The sequence below is a fragment of the Roseovarius tolerans genome (genome assembly GCF_900109855.1).
Classification (GTDB): Bacteria; Pseudomonadota; Alphaproteobacteria; order Rhodobacterales; family Rhodobacteraceae; genus Roseovarius; species Roseovarius tolerans.
The window spans coordinates 143612-163660 of the sequence record NZ_FOBO01000002.1; the positions used below are offsets into that span (position 1 = coordinate 143612).

Here is a 20049-nt window from a genome sequence, read left to right on the forward strand (position 1 = left end):
CGCGGCACGATGAGCACCGCGACCGCCCCCGTCGACACCACCCCGAGCGGGGTATCGCGGGGTATCATGATCCTTGTCGTCGGCGCGCTGGTGCTGGCTGTGGCGCTTCTTGCGGGGCCGCGGTTTGGTGTGGTGCTGCTGATCGGTCTGGGCTTCGGTCTGACGCTCGAAGGGTTCCGTTTCGGCTTTACCGGCCCGTGGCGGCGGATGATCCTGGAGCGTGACGCCTCGGGGCTGATCGCGCAGCTGATCTGTATCGGCATCGTGGCGCTTGCGGCGTTTCCGCTGCTGGCGGCGAACGGGGCCGAGTTGAAGGGTGCGCATGCGCCCATCGGATTGGCGATGATCGGCGGGGCGTTTGTGTTTGGCGCGGCGATGCAGGTGGTGTTGGGCTGCGGCTCGGGCACGCTGGTGAATGCCGGGAGCGGCAATGCCGTGGGGGCCGTGGCGCTGCCGTTCTTTGCCATCGGCAGTTTCGGCGGGGCCTATCACCTGTCGTGGTGGACCTCTCTGGGCAGTCTGCCGGTGGTGGCACTCGAGGGCACGCAGGGGCTGATGATCACGCTGGCGGGGCTGGCAGCGGTGGCGGTGCTGGCGCTGCTGGTCGGGGTCAAAGGCTCACACCGGTTGCCGCGCCGCTACTGGGGCGCGATCCTTGTGCTGGCGGGGCTGGCGATCCTGCATCTGATGGTGGCGGGCCAACCCTGGGGCGTGGTTTACGGCTTGGGTCTTTGGGTGGCCAAGGGTGTGGTGGCCATGGGTGGCGATCTGTCGGGCTCGGCCTTCTGGGCGGCTCCGGGCAATGCCGCGCAGGTGCAGGCGAGCCTGCTGACGGATATCACCTCGCTCACCGATCTGGGCTTGATCGGGGGGGCCGCGCTGATGGCGTGGTGGCGCGCGGGGCTCGCCTCACCGGTGGGCAAGTTGCCGGCGCGGGCGTGGCTGGCGGTGATCGTGGCGGGGCTGGTGCTGGGCTATAGCTCCCGGCTGGCCTTTGGCTGCAATATCGGCGCGTTTTTCAGCGGGATCGGCACCGGATCGGCGCATGGCTGGGTGTGGTTCGTCGCGGCCTTTGCCGGGTCGTGGGTGGGCATCCGGCTGCGCCCCGTTCTGGGGCTGGAGGCAAAGCGATGATCCGGCGCAGCGTGACCCTGCTGGTGGCGCTTGGCGTTGTGGGGCTGCTGGCCCTCGATCATGCGCAATCGCAGCCGCTCAACCCCTATACCGCGCCGCCCTTGCTGGCGCTCGGCTCAGGGCTGGCGGCGACAGGTGGACATTGCGCCGCCCCACCGCCGCCCGCGCAATAGCGGTGAGGCCGGTTCAGGTGCCGGGAAAAGCACTCGAGACTTCAGTTTGCGAAAGCATCTGAGGAATGAACGGCGGGCCCCGCGTAGGATCCGCCGTTCTCGTCTGATCTCAACAGTATTTCGGGCATGTCATTTCTATTTCGGGCCCTGACTGTTCTGCACGCGGTCAACTGCGCTGGCGTATCTTGCGCAAGGCGCCAAACCCGCCCAAGGCGGACAGGAGCATCAGGGCGGAGGCCGGCAGCGGCACCGGGGACATCGGATCTCCGTGGGCAGCGTCACCAAGGGCAAGGTTGTCCAAGCGGAAGTTCTTGGCCTGCAGTGACACTGTCGGGTTTCCGAAAGGCAGAAAACCACCTGCGTCGGTGCTAAAGGTTATCGTATTGAACGCAGTAGAGCTTGTCAGACCTACAAAGCCGTCATCGCTGCGCAGATCACCCAGCAGGAATGACTGGGTCTGACCATCAAACATGCCCGAGATCATGATCTCGGCCGCGCCGATAAAGTCTGCTCCGAAGGCGGTGACCTGCCGACCGAAGTCGAAGATGATCGTGTCATCGAATGAGTCGTCGCGCCCCGCGCGAGTGCCGCCAATGAAAACGCCGTCGGTGACACGGTTGAACTGCTGCGTGTCGCGCGCCGTTGACGTGGTGCCGTTGTCGAACGTGATCACCGGGGCGCCTAAGAGGTCCGGCTGGGCGATGTTGTCGTCGAACGTTTCCGTCTGGATGTTCGTGGTTGCAGACGCGAAGGCTCCGGCGCTCGTGAACGTCGCAGCCGAGGCCGAGGATACGGCGATTGTACAAAGGGTTGCGGCGAGCGCGAGTGATCTTGTCGGTTTCATTGACATCTCCCTTGGTTTTTTGATCTCGAGATTCGAGACCTCAAGGAAGAGCCACGGTTACCATGGCTGTAGAGTTTCAATTGATTCCCAGTTTCGCGAAATTTTTCTGCGATGCCGTCCGCCGCCAGAACGGGAGCAGCGGTGCTGCGGGATTTGCTGTGCCGAAATCGACGGGATCAGCGTTGGAAGCGCGCGGAGCATCTGGATTTCGCAAGATTAGACAGCTTCGGGTTTTACTCTGATCGCGATAGTGCAGATCCGACACCTTAAAGCTGCCGTTTATGCACTACGCAGAATCCGTCACTCAGGGCTCACACCGGACCTTAGCCGCAAAGCGCCTTGATGACAGATATGCGGACAAGTTGCTCTTGGTGAAAGTCGGGATCAAGGTTGGCCATTGACCTGATACGGACCGAGGATCAAAGCACCCGCGCGAAACGCACCGAAGGTGCCGCGCGATCGCCGGGCCGTCCCGCGGCCTGGCGATTTGATAGGGCGCGCAAAGTGTTGAGTTCAGAATGACTTGGCTGGGATAAAGTGCGGGCAACAACCGTTGCTTCGCCAGTCCCCGGCCCTGCGACCGCGCGGCACCTTCTGGCAAAGCGCACGGCAGCTCCAGACCAAAACCAAGCCGAAGTTCGTTTCCAACGCAATCGACCGTCTGGGCTTCGCATACGAGCCGCCCCCTAACGCTACCCCAACCGCCCCCGTCAGGACGGGTTGAGGTAGTCGTTGGGGTCGACGCTGTCGAAGCCGTCGCGGACCTCGAAATGCAGGGCGGCGGTGCCGTCGCGGCGAATCTCGGCGATCTTCTGGCCGCGGCTGACGCTGTCGCCCTTGGCCACGCTGAGCGCGCCGACGTTGGAATAGACGGTGAGCAGGTTGCCCGAATGCTTGATCACGACGATGGGGATGCCGTTGGTATCCTCGGTGATCGCGGCGACGGTGCCGCTATCGGCGGCCTTGACCGCGCTGCCGGGGGCGGCGGCGATGTCGATGCCATCATTGCTGCCCTTGGCGTAGTCGCGGATGACGTTGCCCTGAACGGGCGTCACCATGCGGGCGGTCTGGGTCACGCTTTCGCTGAGGTCCGGGGCGGCCACGGTCTCGACCGGCTCGGCGGTGGGCACGGTTTTCTCATCGGGCAGGGGTTTCGACGCGCTTGGCGGTTCCGGCGTGGGCGAGCCTGCGCCGGGGGGCGTGACCGCTGCCGTCTGCTCAGCCTCAAAAGGTTCGGTGTCTTCGCCGGGCAGGGCCACGGGGATCAGCAGATATTGCCCCTCACGCACCGAGAAGTCGGAACCAAGGCCGTTCCAGTCCGCGAGGCTGCGGATCGACACGTTATAGAGCCGCGCGATGCTGAAGGCGGTCTCGCCGCGTTCCACCCGGTGGCGGACCGGTTCGACACCGACCTGCGCAGAGGGTTCGAGCGCGCTGGTCTCGACGGTCTGTGCATCGGCGCGGCGGATCGCATCCCCGGCCAGCGTGTCGATGTCGACGCCGCCCGGAGGCTGGATCGGGCCGCCGGTCGGCTCTGCCACGCGGCCGGGCAGGGCGATGACCTCGCCCTCGCGCAGCGGATCGCCGGTCTGGATACCGTTATAGCGCGCCAGCTCGCGCGCATCGGCACCGATCCGGGTGGCCAATTGGGCCAGCGTGTCGCCGCGCCGCGCGATTGCCACCTGATAACCCGGATAGGAGATGATGCCGCGGGCATCCGGTTCGGGCCGGGGAGCAGAGGCGTTGCGCGCCGCCTCGGCGGTGGAGGGGGCATTGCCGAACGCGCCGCGCATGTCGATATCGAGCGGTTGATCGCAGGCAGCGAGGGCCAGGGCCATGCCCGCCGCGAGGGTCAGGTGTCGTGGAAAGTGACGCATCTCGATTTTCCTCATGTCCTGCCCCTTGTTGACCGGGGCCTTTTCGTTACCCGTCGCGCCCCAGCCCTTCGACCAGCGGCACGAACCGCACCGGGCGCAACTCGTCATACTCGAACCCGGTCTCGCTCCGGGTCACGCGGATCAAATGCTGCACCGCGTCCGATTGGCCCACCGGCACTACCATGATACCCCCGATTTTCAACTGCGCCAATAGGGGGCCGGGCGGGTCTTCGGCCGCCGCCGTCACGATGATCCGGTCAAAGGGGGCCTGATCGGGCAGGCCGAAGCTGCCATCGGCGGTGATCGCGGTGATATTGGTGAGGTCAAGCGCGCGGAAAATCTCGCTCGCCTCGGTGACCAGCCGCTTGTGCCGGTCGACGGTGTAGACCCGGCGGGCAAGCTGGCTGAGAATCGCGGCCTGATAGCCGGAGCCGGTGCCGACCTCGAGCACCTTGTCGCGGTTCGAGACTTTGAGCGCCTGCGTCATCAGCCCGACCACCGAGGGTTGGCTGATGGTCTGGCCGCAGGCAATGGGCAGTGGCATGTCCTCATAGGCGCGGTCGGTGAAATAGCCACGGATGAAGGGGCCACGGTCGACTTTTTCCATCGCCGTCAGCACCGCCTTGTCCGTCACCCCGCGAGAGCGCAGCGCAAAGAGGAACTGCATCTTGCGTTCCGCGATATGATCGGCGTCGTCGCTCATTCGATAGCCTTGAGCGCCTCCAATGCGTCATGCGCGGTGAGATCCGCTCGCATCGGCGTGACGGAGATGTAGCCTTGCAGGTTCACATCGGCATCCGAGCCGGGGCTCGTGGGCTCGTGCTGCGGTGCGCCGGTGACCCAGAGAAAGCGCCGCCCCGAGGGCGATGTGTGTGGCTGAACCCCAAATCCAATGTCGCGGCGAAAGCCCTGACGGGCGGCGCGCAGGCCCTTGACGTCCGATGCGGGCAGGGGCGGGAAGTTGATGTTGTAGAAGATGCCGTAATCATCGCGGGTCCACACGCCCTTGTCGAGTAGGCGGCGCAGGGTGGGCAATCCGTGGACGCGGGCGGCCTCGAACGTGTCGTCGAGATCGCGATTCTTTGGGCCGTAATATTGGCTGAGCGCCACCGCTGGCACGCCTTGCAGCGCGGCCTCCATCGCGGCGCCCACGGTGCCAGAGTAGACCGCGTTTTCAGCCGCGTTGTTGCCCCGGTTCACACCCGAGAGCACCAGATCGGGGGGCGCGTCCTTCATCACGTCGTGCAGGCCCGCGAGCACGCAATCGGCGGGGCTGCCTTCGGCGGCATAGCGGCGCTCGGCCATCTTGGAGATCATCATCGGGCGGGTGTAGGAAATGCAGTGCCCGACGCCGGATTGCTCAAACGCCGGGGCCACGGTCCAGACTTCGCCGTCCTCGCCTGCGAGGGCGGTGGCGACCTCTTCCAGCACCGCGAGGCCGGGTGCGTTGATGCCGTCGTCATTGGTGATCAGAATTCGCATGCCCGTGCCCCGCCTGTCGCTGTTTCGCCCCTGTGTAGCGGCGCACCGCCACAGGGGCAAGGCGCGCAAGGCCCCTCAGATCAGGGTGAGAAGGCGCGCGGCCTCATCGCGCGGATGCGCCAGCCCGTCGCGATCCTCGCTGGGGTGAAAGCGCGCACGGGTGGCGGTGGCCATCGGTTGCGGCGTGAGGATGTGAACGCGTGGCCCGGTCTTCTCGGTCTCGGCCTGCCAGCTGCGGGCGAGGGCGATTTGCGCGGCCTTGGTGGCACCATAGGCCCCGAAAAACTTGTCGCCCGCCTTTGCGTCGTCGAAGAAGATCGCCTGTCCCGCCTCGCCCAGAAGCGGGGCGATGAATGGAATGAGGATGCCGGTGGCGCTGACATTGCAGGCCACCGATTTCGACCAGTCGCCGTCGGCGATATGGTTGGCGGGGGCCAGAGGGGCTGCATGCACTGCCGCATGGACCCAAGTCGCGATACCGCCCCAGCGGTCATGGACCGAGCGGCAAACCTGCGCCATCGCCTGGGTGTTGGTGATGTCCATCGGGGCCAGCGTGGCGCTGCCGCCGCGCGCCTGAATGCGGTCGTCGAGTTCCTCGAGCGCGCCGGTGGTGCGGGCGACCGCGATGATGTGATGCGTGTCGCTCAGCGCCTCGGCGATGGCGGCACCAAGACCGCGCGAGGCGCCGGTGACGAGGGCGAGGGGGAGATCGGTGTCCTGTGTCATAAGCGGGAAATCCCACCTGTCGCCGGGCAAATCAAGGACAATCGCTTGACTTTTGCGGCAGCGCGGCGAAAAAGTCGGGACGGACAGAGATAATGGAGGGACGCGACATGATGCGCGACACAGTTCTAGCCAAGGCCGTGATCGGCCAAGATACCCTGCTTCGCAAGATCGGCCTCGTGCTGACGGGCTCGCTCTTTGTAGCGCTTGCTGCGCAGGTCAGTGTGCCGTTCTTCCCGGTGCCGATGACGCTGTCGACGCTGGCCGTGCTGATCGTCGGACTGACGTTCGGGTCGCGCATGGGTGCCGCGACGCTGCTGGCCTATCTGGCCGAGGGGGCCATGGGCCTGCCGGTCTTTGCGAACGGCATGAACGGGGCCTCGCTTGTCGGGCCGACCGCAGGCTTTCTTTACGGCTATGTCGGCATGGCGTGGCTGGCCGGTCTGGCGGTGGAAAAGGGTCTGGCACGCGGTGTCGTCTCGACCGCGCTGTGCGGGATCGCGGTCTCGGCGCTGCTTTATGTCCCCGGCCTGGCCTGGCCCGCCGCGGTGATGGGCAAGACCGTTCCCGAGCTTTGGGCCCACTGGATGGCGCCGTTCCTGATCGGCGATGCGGTCAAGGCCGTGATCGCGGCGATGGTCGTCTATGGCGGCTGGAAGGCACTGGAGGCGCGTCGCGGCTGAACCCGCAGCGCGTTTGACTGAAATTGAGGCCGCGCCCGGGCAACCGGGGGCGGCCTTTTGCTATGCCGGGTCAGGTGCCGGGGAGGCGCAGTTCTTCGGCACGACCGCCGCGCGACAGGATCACGACGCCCTCGCCGATGGCCGCCACGGTGGCGCGGTCGAGCGTGTCGCCGATCTCGACCCGGGCCACCTTGCCACCGCGCACGAGGGCGCGGGCGTTGCTGGGGCCATGCATCGTGCCGAGCAATGTGATCCGGCGCAAGGGCAGGGCACCTTGTTGGGTCGCTGCGGCCAGTGTGGACGCAGGGGTGGATGTTTCGTTTGCCATAAATGCCTCGGGGTTTCTTTTGTCTCTGCCCGCGCGTCTATGCGGCGAGCGCGGCAGAGAAAAGCCCGATATCTGCGCTGCGGCAGGAACTTGCCAGAGCGCGTCGTGAGGCCGCAAAACCTTGCTTATACGGTCGATTTGACCGCGATCACTCGGCGGCTTTCAGCTCGAATCCTTTGGCGATCATGTCCGAGGGCTCGACCGGATATTCCCCCGAGAAACAGGCATCGCAATATTGCGGACACTTGGTATCACGGCCCTGTGCCTCGCCGACAGCGCGATAAAGCCCGTCGAGCGAGATGAAGCGGATGCTGTCCACGTTGAGATGCTCCCGCATCTCCTCTTCTGACATCGTGGCAGCCAGCAGTTTTTCGCGCTGTGGCGTATCCACGCCATAAAAGCACGGCCACGCCGTGGGCGGGGATGCGATGCGAAAATGCACCTCGGCGGCCCCGGCATCGAGGATCATTTCCTTGATCTTGCGGGAGGTGGTGCCGCGCACGACGCTGTCATCGACCAGGATCACCCGCTTGCCCTCAATCAGCGCGCGGTTGACGTTGAGCTTGAGACGCACACCCATGTTGCGGATCTGCTCGGTCGGCTCGATGAAGGTGCGGCCCATATACTGGTTGCGGATGATCCCCATGGCGAAGGGGATGCCCGATTCCTGGCTGTAGCCGATGGCCGCGGGCGTGCCGCTATCGGGCACCGGGCAGACGAGATCGGCATCGACAGGGGCCTCGCGCGCCAGTTCCACGCCGATCTGGTGGCGGGTCTCATAGACCGAGCGGCCGCCGATGATCGAATCGGGGCGCGAGAAATAGACATGCTCGAAAATGCAGAAGCGCGAGGATTGGCGGCGGAAGGGATAATGGCTCTCGACGCCGTCCTTCTCGGAGATCACCACCATTTCTCCGGGGGCGATTTCGCGCACGAAGGTGGCGCCGATGATGTCGAGCGCGCAGGTTTCGGAACTGAGCACCCAGCCTTCGCCCAATTGGCCCAGCACCAGCGGGCGCACGCCCAGCGGGTCGCGCACGCCAATGAGCTTGGTGCGGGTCATGGCGACCACGGAGAACGCCCCCTCGACCCGGCGCAGCGCGTCCTCCATCCGCTCGGGGATGTTGCGTTGCAGGGAGCGGGCCATCAGGTGGATGATGCATTCGCTGTCAGAGCCGGACTGGAAGATCGAGCCACGTTCGATCAGCTCTTTGCGCAGCGCGTCGGCGTTGGTGATGTTGCCGTTATGGGCGATCGCCGCCCCGCCCATCGAAAACTCGCCGAAGAACGGCTGCACGTCGCGGATCGCGGCCCCCTTGGCCCCGGCGGTGGAATAGCGCACATGCCCGATGGCCAGCGGCCCGGGCAGGGTTTCCATCAGCGATTGGCGGGTGAAGTTGTCGCGCACGTAGCCGAAGCGGCGGACCGAGTTGAAACCCTGATCGGGATCGTGGCTGACGATGCCGCCGGCCTCTTGTCCGCGATGTTGCAGGGCGTGCAGCCCGAGGGCTACGAAATTCGCCGCATCGGACAGGCCGACGACGCCGAATATACCGCATTCTTCCTTCAGTTTATCATCGTCGAAGGGGTGAGCGGGGGGCATTTGAGTGGACAAGGCTGGCAGCTCCGAATCCCGTGTCTGTCACTTGCGCCCCTCATACGCGCTCAGATCGGGTATGTCACGAAACTATCACAGAAACCTTTGCGCGCCCGGGGGCTGTGCTTCTTTACGTAGCGTCACTGCCCGGGGGCTTCGCAGGAGCCGATCAATTCCTCGTATTGCTGCGTGATCCAGCCCAGCGCCTGTTCGGGATTGCCATCCTCGACCTTGCCGGTCAGCTGTGCAAATACCCGCGCCGAGCGGCTGTCGTCGATGATCGCGATGCTTTGCGAGCTGATCACCGTCTCATAGACGAAATAGGCGATGGCGATGAGCAGAACGCCGCGCGCCACGCCGAAGACAAAGCCAAGCCCCTGATCGAGCCCGCCGAGGACCGAGCGCTGCACCAACGACGAAAAGAGCGGCGTGATCAGCGAGGCCACGATCAACCCCACGGCAAAGACCACCGCGAAGGCGCCGATCATCGAAAGCTCGCAACTGTCGGCGATGAATTCGCCGACCACCGGGATTTCGGTGACCAGCGGTTCGACCTGTGGCGCGAACATGAAGGCGAGGATGCCGGCCACGACCCAGCCCGCGATGGCCAGTGCCTCGCGCACGAAGCCGCGCGAATAGGCCAGCAGCGCCGACAGCACGATGAAAAGCGCCACGACGCCGTCGATGATGGTAAAACCGTCCATAGCCTTGTCCTGTCCCTCTGGGCGCGCCTAACCTGCGCCGAAAATATCACCCACGAACGCAGTCAGATCGCCCATCCGGGTCAGGCTGAGGCCGCTGGTGCCGCCGGTCTTGCCACCGGACGGAATGATCGCCGATGTGAAACCAAGTTTTTGCGCTTCTTTCAACCTGTTTTCGGACTGTCCCACCGGGCGGAGCGCCCCGGAGAGGCTGATTTCGCCGAAAATCACCGTTTCCGAGGGCAGGGGGGTGTCTTCGCGCGCGCTGAGCAGGGCTGCGGCGACCGCAAGATCGGCCGCAGGTTCACTGATCCGCAAGCCACCGGCCACGTTGAGATAGACGTCGAGCCCGGCAAAGGGGATGCCGCAGCGCGCCTCGAGCACGGCGAGGATCATCGCCAGACGCGCGCCGTCCCAGCCGACCACGGCGCGGCGCGGCTGCGCGTGCGGGGTGGGGGCGACCAGCGCCTGCATCTCGACCAGCACGGGGCGGGTGCCCTCGATGCCGGAAAACACCACTGAGCCGGGCGAGGGCGCGCCACGCCCCGAGAGGAACAGCTCGGAGGGGTTGGCGACCTCGGCCAGCCCACCGCCGGTCATCTCGAAGACGCCGATCTCGTCGGCGGGGCCGAAACGGTTCTTGACCGAGCGCAGGATGCGGAACTGATGACCGCGCTCGCCCTCGAAATAGAGCACGCAGTCGACCATGTGCTCGACCACGCGGGGACCGGCGATCTGGCCGTCCTTGGTGACATGGCCGACGAGGATCACGGAGGTGCCGAAGCGTTTGGCGAATGTGGTCAACTCATGGGCTGCGGCGCGGACCTGGCTCACGCTGCCGGGGGCGGCTTCGACGGTGTCGGACCACATGGTCTGGATGGAATCGATGATCACCAGATCGGGTTTTTCCGCCTCGAGCGTGGTCAGGATATCGCGCAGCGAGGTGGCGGCGGCGAGTTTGACCGGTGCATTTTCCAGCCCGAGGCGCTGCGCGCGCATGCGGACCTGTGCGCTGGCCTCTTCGCCCGAGACGTAGAAGGTCTTGAGCCCGGCACCCGCGAAGCGTGCGGCGGCCTGCAACAGCAGCGTGGATTTGCCGATGCCGGGATCGCCGCCCACCAGAACCGCGCTCGACGGCACGAGGCCGCCGCCCAGGACCCGGTCCAGCTCGCCTATGCCCGAGAGGGTGCGCGGCGGCGGGGCCTCTTCGGTCGAGAGATCCGTGAGGGTCAGCTGCGCGCCGCGCTTGCCGCCAAGCGTCTTGCCCTTGGGGCCGGTGGAGAGCGGGGCCTCCTCGACGATGGTGTTCCACTCGCCGCAGGCGTCGCAACGCCCCGACCAGCGGTTATGCACCGCGCCGCAGGCCGAACAGGTGAAGGTCGAGGATTTCGCCATGTCCCGGGTCATGCCCCAAGGGCCGGTCCCGGTCAAACCCGAAAATGCAGCGGCGCTATTCGGCGGCCTTCTTGCTAAGGTCGATCACCGTGCCGTCGGCGCGCAGCATCTCTTCCAGCCCCAGTTCCGGAAGCACCTCGCGCAGGTCGTCGCGCAGGCGGGTCAGCTGGCTTGCGGCCACGCTTTCCTCGAGATCGACCTCATGCGCCCAGTGCTTGAGGTCGCGGCTGATCTGCTTGGCCTGATCGATCCGCGCGTTGAACGCCTCGACCTCCTGCTGGCGTTGGTGCAGGAATTGCCGGGCGCGGGCGATCTTTTCGTCGGAATAGACATCGGCCAGTTCGCGGCTGATATGCGACATCTGGGCGGCCACTTCGAGCAGGTCCGGCTCGAGCCCGCCCAGATCGGGATGCTCGCGCAGATAGGCCAGCCGCTCGCGCACCGCATCAAACTCGGATGAGAGTTGAAACAATCCCTCGCGATCCGCCGCATGGGCGGCGTGATAGGCGCGGGCCACGTCTTGCATGCCGATATTGAACCGTCGGTGCGAGGTTTCAAGCGCCATGATGCGGGCATTCGCGGGTAGGAAAAAGCACAGCATCACCGCCAGAACGGTCAGGCCGATTTGCGCGATTTGCCCGGCATTGTGGTATATCACACCGCCGAACTCAGCCTTGAACCCGAGCCATGGCATCAGGCTGAGCGCCGCCCCGATGCTGGCGGCGCTCAGCGCGAGCGCTGCCAGGAGAAATGAAACAACGGCGAGCCGTTGGAATAAAAACTGAGTCAGCAGCGCAACAGATTTCAAATGTGCGGGCATGACTTCCCCCCTGAAAGACCATATCCAATATAGGCGAGTTTACGCCGATTGCGTCAAAGGCAAAGGGTTAATTCATTCACCACAGGCTCAACAAAGGGGGAGTGTTGCGTGGCTGCGCCGGGTTGTTGCCGAAATCGCGAGAGTTCAGGGGGCAGGCCGGTGTTTGTCCACCAGATGACCAAAGGTGATGGCGGCCAGTACGCAGGCGGTAAAGAGATAGAGGCCCCAGGCCACCTCGACCCGCGCGAGGCCAACGCCTTTGACCACGATGATGTAGAGCGCGATCAGGAAAATATCGGCCATCGCCAGCTTGCCCAGCAGATGCAGCGCGGGCAGGGCGCGCGGGGCGAGCAGGTCGAACTGCACCAGCGCGAGACCGATGGTCTTGAGATAGGGCGCGAAGAGCGCGAAGAAGGTGACCAGAAGGGCGAGGACGACATCGCTTTGCCAGAGTTCCTGAAGCCCCGAGATGATGCTGATCTCACTGAGGCCAAAGAGCGGCAGGGCAATGCCTGCGCGCAGGAGCGGCGCGAACCAGGCGACGGGGAAAAGGATCAGGAGGGTGAGGTTGGCGTATTTCAGCATGTTATGCGCCATACCTCAGCGATTGCGTGCAAAAATCTTGCAAGATTTTTGCCAAGAATTTTCGAAAATTCTTGGCGCGGGACGTCACCGGACCGCCTCGATCGGGCCGTCGGCGCGGCCGTGGATGAACTGGTCGAGATAGGGATCGCCCGACTGGTCCATGTCGCCCACCGGGCCGGTCCACTGGATCACCCCGTCATGCAGCATCGCGACGTTGTCGGCGATGGCGCGCACGGAGGTCATGTCATGGGTGATGGTCATCGCGGTTGCGCCCATTTCCACCACGATTTCGCGGATCAGTTCGTTAATCACGCCCGACATGATCGGGTCGAGGCCGGTGGTCGGCTCGTCGAAGAAGATAATCTCGGGCTCGGCCGCGATGGCGCGGGCGAGGCCCACGCGCTTTTGCATGCCGCCCGAAAGCTCGGCAGGGAACTTGTCGGCCACCTCGGGTTTCAGCCCGACGCGGCGCAGCTTCTCGATGGCGACCTCGCGCGCCTCGGACTTGGGGCGCTTGAGCGAGCCGCGCAGCAGGCGGAAGGCGACGTTTTGCCAGACGGGGAGCGAGTCGAACAGCGCGCCGCCCTGAAACAGCATGCCGAAGCGGGCGAGGAAGGCGTCGCGGTCGCCGGTGGTGACATCCGTGCCGTCGAGCGTGATCGCGCCGCTGTCCTGGCGGATCAGCCCCAGAATGCACTTGAGCGCCACCGATTTGCCGGTGCCCGATCCGCCGATGATCACCATGGAGGAGCCCGACTCGATGGTCAGGTTCACGCCCTGCAACACGCGGTTCTCGCCAAAGGCCTTATGGACGTCGCGCAGTTCGATCATGCCGAGAAGAACACCTCTGTCAGGATGTAGTTGGAGGCGAGGATCAGCACGCTGGCCGCGACCACCGCCGTCTTGGTGGCGCGCCCCACACCTTGGGCGCCGCGCCCCGAGTTCATCCCGTAATAGCAGCCCATTAGCGCCACGATGAAGCCGAAGACCGCACCCTTGATCATGCCGGAGACGACATCCCATGTCTCAAGAAAATCAATCGTGTTGTGCAGGTAGGTCGCTGCGCCGAAATCAAGCCGTCCGACGCCCACCAGAAACCCGCCCATGATGCCGATCACGTCGCCCACGCCCACGAGCAGCGGCACGGCGAGGGTGGCGGCCAGAACGCGGGGCAGGGTGAGGTATTTCATCGGGTTGGTGGAGAGCGTGGTGAGCGCGTCGATCTGCTCGGTCACTTTCATCGTGCCGATCTCGGCGGCGATGGAGGAGGCCACGCGCGCGGCAACCATCAGGCCGCCCAGCACCGGGCCAAGCTCTCGGGTCAGGCCGATGGCGACGATCGAGGGCACCACGGTTTCGGCGTTGAAGCGTGCGCCGCCTGCGTAGATCTGGAGTGCGAGTGCACCGCCGGTGAAAAGCGCCGTCATGCCGACGACGGGCAGCGACAGCCAGCCGATCTGCACCAGCGCATGGCCGAATTCGCGCCAGTAGAAGGGCGGGCGCGCCAGATGGCTAACCGCGTCGGAGGCATAGAGCGTGATCCGCCCCATGCCCGCCAGCCCCGCCAGCACCGTGCGCCCGATGGACGCCAGAAAGCCGAGGATCAGGGTCATCCGCCGATATAACGCCGCATGTAGCGCGCCCCCAGTGAGGTCAGGATTTCATAGCCGATGGTGCCTGCATTGTCGGCCAGCACGTCGATCCCCTGATGGGCCCCGAGCAATTGCAGATGCGACGGGTCGCGGCCGAGGTCGGTGATGTCGACGCCGATCAGGTCCATCGAGATGCGGCCGGTGACGGGGCAGGGGGTGTCCTCGGCCCAGAGGCTGGTTTTCGGACCCATGGCGCGCAGGATACCGTCGGCATAGCCCGCCGCCACGGTGGCGATGCGCATGGCGCGCGGCGCGGTGAAACCGTAGCCGTAGCCGACCGTCTCGCCGGGCGCGATGTCGCGACACTGAATAACCGGGATGTCGAGGGTGACGACGGGGCGCGCGTCTGTGTAGGGTCGCCCGCCATAGATGCCGATGCCGGGGCGGGCGAGGTCGAAATGATAGTCGGAGCCCAGCAGGATACCGCCGGTATTGGCGAAACAGCGCGGCACATCGGTGTCGTCTGTCATCGCGCGGAAGGCGGCCAGTTGCCGCGCGTTCATCACCTGGTCGGGTTCATCGGCGCAGGCCAGATGGCTCATCAGCATCACCGGGTTCTGCGCGAGGGCGATCTGGCGCACCGCCTGCCATTCCTCGGGCTCCATTCCCAGCCGGTTCATGCCGCTGTCAAGCTGCACGCCGAACGGGTGGCCCGGAAGCGCCTCGGCGTGGCGGATCATCTGGTCGAGCGAGTTGATCATCGGCACGAGGTCCATGTCGCCGATCATGTCCGCATCGCCCGGCATGTGCCCGGAAAACACGTGGATCGCCACATCGGGGCCGAGCGCCTGCCGCAGGGCCACGCCCTCTTCGGCGATGGCCACGAAGAAGTGCCGCGCGCCGGCCCGGGCCAGCACACGGCCCACCCGGTCAGCGCCCAGCCCGTAGGCGTCGGCCTTGACCACGGCGGCGGTCTCAGTGCCGGTCATGGCATCGAGGGCGCGCCAGTTGGCGGCGATGGCATCAAGGTCGATTGTCAGGGTTCCGCTGCTCATGCGGGCGGTTTTGACAGGATGGGCGGGGGCGTCAAGGGGAAAGGCGCGCGGCGCACGAACCTCAGGCGCGCACGCCGAAAAAGCCGCCCACGACTGGCGGGCGGGGGTGGAAAAGCCTCGGTCATGTCGCTGGACTATGTGCTCAGAACCAGCTCTGAACGCCGCGCGCAGCACCCGATATGTCACGTCCGACACCATCGACGGTGGCACAGCCTGCCAGCGTGGTGATGAGGACAAGCGCAATCAGTTTTTGCATGCTCCTGCCTATGGTTGTTGCCTGTTGTTATTCTTCTGCCTCGAACCACCAGACCTCGGGGAGGAAACCGATACCGTCCCCGTAGATCGGAAGCTCATCCTCATGATAGTGCAACTGCGCTTTGTGGGCAATACGACCGACGCTGTATTGATGGATCGGGATCACGTAGCGCCCCGCCGTCAGTATCCGGTCGAGCGCGCGGGTGGCGGCGACGAATTCCTCGCGGTCGCGTGCGTTCAGCATGGTGCGGATCATCGCTTCGGCGGCGTCCGAGCGCATGCCCATCAGGTTGCGGCTGCCGGGGTCGTCCACCCCTTCGGAGCCCCAGTAATACATCTGCTCGTTGCCGGGGCTGAGCGACAGCGACCGGCGCATCATCGTCAGGTCGAAATCATAGTTCGCCTCGCGCTCGGCATATTGCGCCTTGTCGGTCATCTCGATCCGCAATTCGACGCCCAGACGGTCGAGCGCGCGGGCATAGATATCCATCATCGCGCTCGCCTGACCGATCAGCCCGTCCTGCTGCAAGAGCACCGTCAGCCGCAGTGGCGTGCCGTCGGCGCTGACCAGCCGCCCGTTCTCGACCTGCCAGCCCGCCGCGCTCAGAAGCTTCATCGCGCGGCGCAAGTCCTTGCGATTACGCGCGGTGCCGTCTCCTTGCGGCAGGCTGTAGCCGTCGAGCGTGCCGGGGGGCAGGCTGTCGGCGAAGGGTGTGAGCAACTCGCGCACGCGGCCCGTGGCGGGGCCGTGAGCCATGCCCAGTTCGGAATTGGAGAAATACGAGGTGATGCGGGGCTGACGCCCGCCGGTCAGGGTGTCGTTGATATACGCGAAATTGAACGCGGTGATCAGCGCCTCGCGCACGCGCCAGTCATCGAGCGGCGCGCGGCGGGTGTTCATCACGAAGCCGGTCATGCCCGAGGGTTTCTGATGCGGGATTTCGGATTTCACGATCTCGCCGCGCTCGACGGCGGGGAAATCGTATTCATTCGCCCAGGCCTCGGCGTTGAATTCGCGCACATAGCTGATGATCCCGGCCTTGAACGCCTCTTTCAGCACGGTGTCGTCGCCGAAGAACTCGATGCGGATCTCGTCGAAATTGTTGGTGCCGCGCCGGAAGGGCAGGTCGCGTCCCCAGTAGTCGGGGTTGCGGCGCAAGGTGACGTGGCGGTTCACCTCGTAATTCTCGACGACATAGGGACCGGTTCCAATCGGGATATCCTCGATCCCCGCCTCGGCGATGTCGCGGCCCTGCCATTGCGCCTTTTGCAGGATCGGGCGCAGACCGGCCAGAAGGGCGAGTTCGCGATCCGCCTCGGTGAACTCAAGGCGCAGGCTGCGCGGCCCGGTTTGCGCGATGCGGCCCACCTTGGACCAAAAGCCGCGATAGCGCGGGTGGCCTTGCGTGCCCAATGTCTCGAAGGACCAGATCACATCCTCGACCGTCACCGGGCTGCCATCCGAGAATCGGGCCGTCTCGCGCAGGGTGAATTCGACCCATGTGCGGGCCTCATCCGTCTCGACCGATTCGGCCAGAAGCCCGTAAAGCGTGAACGGCTCGTCCCAGGATCGGCCCAAAAGGGTCTCGTGGGTGAGATGCCCCAATTGCCAGGGCGGGCTGCCGCGCAGGATGAAGGGATTGAGCGAATCAAAGCCGCCGACATTGCCGGTGACCACGCGACCGCCCTTGGGAGCATCCGGGTTGGCATAGGGCAGGGACACAAAATCAGGTGGCAGGGCGGGGTCGCCATACATAGCTATGCCATGCGCGGGCGCGCCGAGCGTCTGAGAGGCCGTTCCTGCAAGGATCATCGCGCAGAGCCCAGCCCGGAAAAGACGGAAAAATTCTGATCTCATTTTGGCGACAATCCTCAATGATCCTTGTTTATCAGGGGCAGAGCGTAGAGGCGGATTCACGTCTTTTCAAACTTTTAGCTTGGCCCGAGGCGCAGGATTGCTTATAAAGAGGGCACTGCTCGATAGGTTTCTTGCCTGTATGAAACCTGCCTCAATAACTTGACGCCCGCCTCGTGCGGGCGTTTTTTTTGGCCCGCTCCCAGCCTCGTGATCCTCATTCCCCGTGCAATTCGCAGATGCGGCACATATGCTGCGCGTGCAGTGTGAACAAGGGAGAACAGGCATGAGCGTCAAAGGCAAAACCGCCGTCATCACCGGCTCGAATTCCGGCATTGGTCTGGGCATCGCGTGGGAACTGGCGCGCGCCGGGGTCGAGGTGATTCTGAACTCCTTTACCGATTCGGAGGAGGATCACGCGCTGGCCAAGAAGGTCGCCGACGAGACCGGCACCAAGGCGCGCTATATCCAGGCCGACATGTCCGATGGCGACCAGTGCCGTGCGCTGATCGAAAAGGCCGGGGCCTGCGATATCCTGATCAACAACGCGGGCATTCAGCATGTCGCCCCGATTGACGAGTTTCCGGCGGAGAAGTGGAACGCAATCATCGCGATCAACCTCAATTCCGCCTATCACACGACCGCCGCCGCGCTGCCCCTGATGCGCAAGGCGGGCTGGGGCCGGGTGATCAACATCTCGTCGGCGCATGGCCTGACGGCGAGCCCGTTCAAATCGGCCTATGTCGCGGCCAAGCACGGCATTGTCGGGATGACCAAGGTGGTGGCGCTGGAAACCGCGAAAGAGCCGATCACGGCGAATGCGATCTGCCCGGGTTATGTGCTGACGCCGCTGGTCGAATCGCAGATCCCCGACACGATGGAGAAGTACGGGATGGAGCGCGACGAGGTGATCGAGAAGGTCATGCTGGAGCGTCAGCCGTCGAAGGAGTTCGCCACCACCGAGCAACTGGGGGGCACGGCGCTGTTTTTGTGTTCGGACGCGGCGGCGCAGATCACCGGCACGACGATCAGCGTCGATGGTGGCTGGACGGCGCTGTAAGGCGCGGGGCAGGGGCGATTGGCCTTGGGCGGACTTTAAGTGACCCGCACAAGGTGCCGCGCGGTTGGCTCTTATAACCGCTCCAGGCCATTCACGCCGCCCTTCACCCAGCCTTCTTGCGCAACTCCTCGGGCTTTTTCTGGCCCGGATAGACAAGACCCGCCGAGATCACCAGCTTGGCGGCGTCTTCGATGCTCATGTCCAGTTCGATCACGTCCTCGCGCGGAAAGAACAGCAGAAAGCCGCTGGTCGGGTTGGGCGTGGTGGGCACGAAGACGCTGAGCAGGTCGCTGCCGGTCTCTGCCTTCTGGTTGATCTCGCCCTTCGCCTCGGTCGAGATGAAGCCTACCGCCCAGATATCCTTGCGCGGATATTGCACCAGGCAGGCTCTCTCGAAATTGCTCTCGGTCTGGGCAAAGACCGTCTCGGCGATCTGCTTGACCCCCGAATAGATCGAACGCACCACCGGCATCCGGTTGACCAGAGATTCCGCAAAGCGGATGAACGACCGCCCGATCAGGCCTTTGGCAATCCAGCCGACGAGCACGGTGAAGATCAGGAAGATCACCACGCCGACGCCGCGCAGGTTGATGCCGATATAGCGCTCGGGCTGGTAATGTGCGGGAATGAGCGGCAGCACGAACCCGTCGACCCAGCCGATCAGCGTCCACATCAGCCAGATCGTCAGGCCGACCGGCGCGATCACCACCAGACCGGTCAGGAAACTGGTCCGCAGCCCGCCGAAACGGGTGGGTTTCTTGGGGGCGATCGGTGGGTCTTCGAAAGGCGTGGTCATGACAACTCTCATCAAGAGAACGTGGGTTATCTAGGCGCATTCCGCCGCTGTCACAATGGCCCGCACAAGCGGCCCGGCAAAAAACCCCGGCGGGGCTTGCACAGGCGGGCAGGGGCCGCTATACGCGCGGCACTGAAATCCGCAGGCATGGGCGGGCTGACGGGGGAGACATCCCCGTTCAAGTCCACCGGTTGAAGCATTCCGCTTCTCACCCCGTGCCAAGGCGCAAACCGGAAAAGGAATACGACCATGGCTCTTCCCGAGTTCACCATGCGTCAGCTGCTGGAAGCTGGCGTTCACTTCGGCCACCAGACGCAGCGTTGGAACCCCCGTATGGGCGAGTTCATCTATGGCGCGCGCAACGGCATCCACATCATGGACCTCACGCAGACCGTGCCGATGCTCGACGCGGCGCTGAACGCGATCCGTGAATGCGTTGCCAAGAACGGCCGCATCCTCTTTGTCGGCACCAAGCGGCAGGCCGCGCAGCCGGTGGCGGAAGCCGCCGAGAAATGCGCCCAGTATTACATGAACCACCGCTGGCTCGGCGGCACGCTGACCAACTGGCAGACCGTGTCGAAATCGATCCAGCGTCTCAAGCAGATCGACGAGATCCTCGAAGCGGGTGGCGAAGGCCTGACCAAGAAGGAGCGTCTCGGGATCGAGCGCGATCAGGGCAAGCTTCAGGCGTCGCTCGGCGGTATCCGCGAAATGGGCGGAGTGCCGGACATGCTGTTCGTCATCGACGTCAAGAAAGAGTCGCTGGCCGTCGCCGAAGCCAACAAGCTGGGCATCCCGGTCGTGGCCGTGGTCGATACCAACTGCTCGCCCGACTGTATCGATTACATCATCCCCGGCAATGACGACGCCGCCCGCGCCATCGCGCTCTATTGCGATCTGGTCAGCCGCGCCGCACTCGACGGTATGACGGCCCAGATGGGTGCCGCCGGCATCGACCTCGGTGCCATGGAAGAGGCGCCCGTGGAAGAGGCCGTCGCCGAGACCGAAGCCGCCGAAGGCTGAGCGCTGTCACGAAACTGACACGGGGGCAGGGCTATCCCGCCCCCGCGAAATATCGAATTTGAGGAGAGCCA

Annotated in this window: 22 protein-coding genes; 5 read left to right on the forward strand and 17 right to left on the reverse strand. The window is 64.7% G+C overall.

Annotation, left to right across the window (positions count from 1 at the left end; genetic code table 11):
* Positions 1 to 9 precede the first annotated feature (9 nt).
* Together BMX04_RS02490 and BMX04_RS19305 are read left to right on the forward strand one after the other, a co-directional pair.
* Positions 10 to 1134, forward strand: a complete 1125-nt coding sequence (locus BMX04_RS02490; protein WP_074784853.1) for a YeeE/YedE family protein — start codon at positions 10 to 12, stop codon at positions 1132 to 1134.
* A complete protein-coding gene (locus tag BMX04_RS19305) occupies positions 1131 to 1307 on the forward strand; it encodes a hypothetical protein (RefSeq protein WP_175477313.1) in 177 nt (58 codons plus the stop codon). Before BMX04_RS02490 ends, BMX04_RS19305 begins: the two co-directional genes overlap by 4 nt.
* A gap of 166 nt (positions 1308 to 1473) precedes the next feature.
* On the opposite strand, the gene BMX04_RS02495 is transcribed toward BMX04_RS19305, so the two are convergent.
* The 5 genes from BMX04_RS02495 to BMX04_RS02515 all read right to left on the reverse strand — a co-directional run bounded on the left by BMX04_RS02495 (position 1474) and on the right by BMX04_RS02515 (position 6236).
* A complete protein-coding gene (locus tag BMX04_RS02495; protein ID WP_074784854.1) occupies positions 1474 to 2151 on the reverse strand; it encodes a VPLPA-CTERM sorting domain-containing protein in 678 nt (225 codons plus the stop codon).
* 710 nt (positions 2152 to 2861) lie between these two features.
* Positions 2862 to 4043 carry a peptidoglycan DD-metalloendopeptidase family protein gene (locus BMX04_RS02500; protein WP_074784855.1) on the reverse strand — a complete coding sequence of 394 codons (1182 nt, stop codon included), beginning with the start codon at positions 4041 to 4043 and terminating at the stop codon, positions 2862 to 2864.
* Between the two features lie 31 nt (positions 4044 to 4074).
* Positions 4075 to 4731 (reverse strand): protein-L-isoaspartate(D-aspartate) O-methyltransferase, encoded by a 657-nt coding sequence (locus BMX04_RS02505; protein ID WP_074784856.1) that lies wholly within the window; start codon positions 4729 to 4731, stop codon positions 4075 to 4077.
* The gene (surE, locus tag BMX04_RS02510) at positions 4728 to 5510 is read right to left on the reverse strand and encodes a 5'/3'-nucleotidase SurE (RefSeq protein ID WP_074784857.1); all 783 of its coding nucleotides are present in this window, start codon (positions 5508 to 5510) and stop codon (positions 4728 to 4730) included. The genes BMX04_RS02505 and surE overlap by 4 nt, the downstream gene beginning before the upstream one ends.
* Before the next feature lie 75 nt (positions 5511 to 5585).
* Positions 5586 to 6236, reverse strand: coding sequence for an SDR family NAD(P)-dependent oxidoreductase (locus BMX04_RS02515; RefSeq protein WP_074784858.1), 651 nt, complete (start codon positions 6234 to 6236; stop codon positions 5586 to 5588).
* A 92-nt stretch (positions 6237 to 6328) separates the two neighbouring features.
* Here BMX04_RS02515 and BMX04_RS02520 point away from each other — a divergent pair, with 92 nt between their 5' ends.
* Positions 6329 to 6916 (forward strand): biotin transporter BioY, encoded by a 588-nt coding sequence (locus BMX04_RS02520; RefSeq protein WP_244888457.1) that lies wholly within the window; start codon positions 6329 to 6331, stop codon positions 6914 to 6916.
* A gap of 70 nt (positions 6917 to 6986) precedes the next feature.
* Here the strand turns inward: BMX04_RS02520 and BMX04_RS02525 are convergent, their stop codons facing one another.
* The 11 genes from BMX04_RS02525 to BMX04_RS02575 all read right to left on the reverse strand — a co-directional run bounded on the left by BMX04_RS02525 (position 6987) and on the right by BMX04_RS02575 (position 17102).
* Positions 6987 to 7178 carry a hypothetical protein gene (locus BMX04_RS02525; protein ID WP_244888458.1) on the reverse strand — a complete coding sequence of 64 codons (192 nt, stop codon included), beginning with the start codon at positions 7176 to 7178 and terminating at the stop codon, positions 6987 to 6989.
* A gap of 214 nt (positions 7179 to 7392) precedes the next feature.
* Positions 7393 to 8847 (reverse strand): amidophosphoribosyltransferase, encoded by a 1455-nt coding sequence (purF, locus tag BMX04_RS02530; protein ID WP_050661927.1) that lies wholly within the window; start codon positions 8845 to 8847, stop codon positions 7393 to 7395.
* 134 nt (positions 8848 to 8981) lie between these two features.
* A complete protein-coding gene (locus BMX04_RS02535) occupies positions 8982 to 9545 on the reverse strand; it encodes a CvpA family protein (protein ID WP_050661928.1) in 564 nt (187 codons plus the stop codon).
* Positions 9546 to 9572: 27 nt separating this feature from the next.
* On the reverse strand, positions 9573 to 10937 hold the full coding sequence (radA, locus tag BMX04_RS02540; RefSeq protein WP_050661943.1) for a DNA repair protein RadA: 1365 nt from the start codon (positions 10935 to 10937) through the stop codon (positions 9573 to 9575).
* Between the two features lie 55 nt (positions 10938 to 10992).
* On the reverse strand, positions 10993 to 11757 hold the full coding sequence (locus tag BMX04_RS02545) for a DNA repair protein (RefSeq protein WP_139194475.1): 765 nt from the start codon (positions 11755 to 11757) through the stop codon (positions 10993 to 10995).
* 144 nt (positions 11758 to 11901) lie between these two features.
* Entirely contained in the window at positions 11902 to 12342 is a 441-nt protein-coding gene (locus BMX04_RS02550) for a paraquat-inducible protein A (protein WP_074784974.1), read from the reverse strand.
* A gap of 84 nt (positions 12343 to 12426) precedes the next feature.
* Positions 12427 to 13173: an ABC transporter ATP-binding protein gene (locus BMX04_RS02555; RefSeq protein WP_074784860.1), complete on the reverse strand. Its 747-nt coding sequence runs from the start codon at positions 13171 to 13173 to the stop codon at positions 12427 to 12429.
* Positions 13170 to 13955 carry an MlaE family ABC transporter permease gene (locus BMX04_RS02560; RefSeq protein ID WP_139194476.1) on the reverse strand — a complete coding sequence of 262 codons (786 nt, stop codon included), beginning with the start codon at positions 13953 to 13955 and terminating at the stop codon, positions 13170 to 13172. The genes BMX04_RS02555 and BMX04_RS02560 overlap by 4 nt, the downstream gene beginning before the upstream one ends.
* On the reverse strand, positions 13952 to 14989 hold the full coding sequence (alr, locus tag BMX04_RS02565; protein ID WP_074784861.1) for an alanine racemase: 1038 nt from the start codon (positions 14987 to 14989) through the stop codon (positions 13952 to 13954). The genes BMX04_RS02560 and alr overlap by 4 nt, the downstream gene beginning before the upstream one ends.
* Positions 14990 to 15131: 142 nt before the next feature.
* Positions 15132 to 15245, reverse strand: coding sequence for an entericidin EcnA/B family protein (locus BMX04_RS02570; RefSeq protein ID WP_050661931.1), 114 nt, complete (start codon positions 15243 to 15245; stop codon positions 15132 to 15134).
* A gap of 27 nt (positions 15246 to 15272) precedes the next feature.
* Positions 15273 to 17102, reverse strand: a complete 1830-nt coding sequence (locus BMX04_RS02575; RefSeq protein WP_074784862.1) for an extracellular solute-binding protein — start codon at positions 17100 to 17102, stop codon at positions 15273 to 15275.
* A gap of 283 nt (positions 17103 to 17385) precedes the next feature.
* Here BMX04_RS02575 and BMX04_RS02580 point away from each other — a divergent pair, with 283 nt between their 5' ends.
* Positions 17386 to 18159, forward strand: coding sequence for a 3-hydroxybutyrate dehydrogenase (locus BMX04_RS02580; RefSeq protein WP_074784863.1), 774 nt, complete (start codon positions 17386 to 17388; stop codon positions 18157 to 18159).
* 103 nt (positions 18160 to 18262) lie between these two features.
* Here BMX04_RS02580 and BMX04_RS02585 read toward each other — a convergent pair whose 3' ends face one another.
* On the reverse strand, positions 18263 to 18955 hold the full coding sequence (locus BMX04_RS02585) for a DUF502 domain-containing protein (protein ID WP_074784864.1): 693 nt from the start codon (positions 18953 to 18955) through the stop codon (positions 18263 to 18265).
* A 249-nt stretch (positions 18956 to 19204) separates the two neighbouring features.
* Between BMX04_RS02585 and rpsB the strand changes: the two genes are divergently transcribed.
* Positions 19205 to 19978 carry a 30S ribosomal protein S2 gene (gene rpsB / locus BMX04_RS02590; RefSeq protein WP_074784865.1) on the forward strand — a complete coding sequence of 258 codons (774 nt, stop codon included), beginning with the start codon at positions 19205 to 19207 and terminating at the stop codon, positions 19976 to 19978.
* Positions 19979 to 20049: the final 71 nt, after the last annotated feature.

Coding starts and splice junctions, on each gene's coding strand:
- BMX04_RS02490 (WP_074784853.1), top strand. CDS start 10: ATGAGCACCGCGACCGCCCCCGTCGACACCACCCCGAGCGGGGTATCG.
- BMX04_RS19305 (WP_175477313.1), top strand. CDS start 1,131: ATGATCCGGCGCAGCGTGACCCTGCTGGTGGCGCTTGGCGTTGTGGGG.
- BMX04_RS02495 (WP_074784854.1), bottom strand. CDS start 2,151: ATGAAACCGACAAGATCACTCGCGCTCGCCGCAACCCTTTGTACAATC.
- BMX04_RS02500 (WP_074784855.1), bottom strand. CDS start 4,043: ATGAGGAAAATCGAGATGCGTCACTTTCCACGACACCTGACCCTCGCG.
- BMX04_RS02505 (WP_074784856.1), bottom strand. CDS start 4,731: ATGAGCGACGACGCCGATCATATCGCGGAACGCAAGATGCAGTTCCTC.
- surE (WP_074784857.1), bottom strand. CDS start 5,510: ATGCGAATTCTGATCACCAATGACGACGGCATCAACGCACCCGGCCTC.
- BMX04_RS02515 (WP_074784858.1), bottom strand. CDS start 6,236: ATGACACAGGACACCGATCTCCCCCTCGCCCTCGTCACCGGCGCCTCG.
- BMX04_RS02520 (WP_244888457.1), top strand. CDS start 6,329: ATGGAGGGACGCGACATGATGCGCGACACAGTTCTAGCCAAGGCCGTG.
- purF (WP_050661927.1), bottom strand. CDS start 8,847: ATGCCCCCCGCTCACCCCTTCGACGATGATAAACTGAAGGAAGAATGC.
- BMX04_RS02535 (WP_050661928.1), bottom strand. CDS start 9,545: ATGGACGGTTTTACCATCATCGACGGCGTCGTGGCGCTTTTCATCGTG.
- radA (WP_050661943.1), bottom strand. CDS start 10,937: ATGGCGAAATCCTCGACCTTCACCTGTTCGGCCTGCGGCGCGGTGCAT.
- BMX04_RS02545 (WP_139194475.1), bottom strand. CDS start 11,757: ATGCCCGCACATTTGAAATCTGTTGCGCTGCTGACTCAGTTTTTATTC.
- BMX04_RS02550 (WP_074784974.1), bottom strand. CDS start 12,342: ATGCTGAAATACGCCAACCTCACCCTCCTGATCCTTTTCCCCGTCGCC.
- BMX04_RS02555 (WP_074784860.1), bottom strand. CDS start 13,173: ATGATCGAACTGCGCGACGTCCATAAGGCCTTTGGCGAGAACCGCGTG.
- BMX04_RS02560 (WP_139194476.1), bottom strand. CDS start 13,955: ATGACCCTGATCCTCGGCTTTCTGGCGTCCATCGGGCGCACGGTGCTG.
- alr (WP_074784861.1), bottom strand. CDS start 14,989: ATGAGCAGCGGAACCCTGACAATCGACCTTGATGCCATCGCCGCCAAC.
- BMX04_RS02570 (WP_050661931.1), bottom strand. CDS start 15,245: ATGCAAAAACTGATTGCGCTTGTCCTCATCACCACGCTGGCAGGCTGT.
- BMX04_RS02575 (WP_074784862.1), bottom strand. CDS start 17,102: ATGAGATCAGAATTTTTCCGTCTTTTCCGGGCTGGGCTCTGCGCGATG.
- BMX04_RS02580 (WP_074784863.1), top strand. CDS start 17,386: ATGAGCGTCAAAGGCAAAACCGCCGTCATCACCGGCTCGAATTCCGGC.
- BMX04_RS02585 (WP_074784864.1), bottom strand. CDS start 18,955: ATGACCACGCCTTTCGAAGACCCACCGATCGCCCCCAAGAAACCCACC.
- rpsB (WP_074784865.1), top strand. CDS start 19,205: ATGGCTCTTCCCGAGTTCACCATGCGTCAGCTGCTGGAAGCTGGCGTT.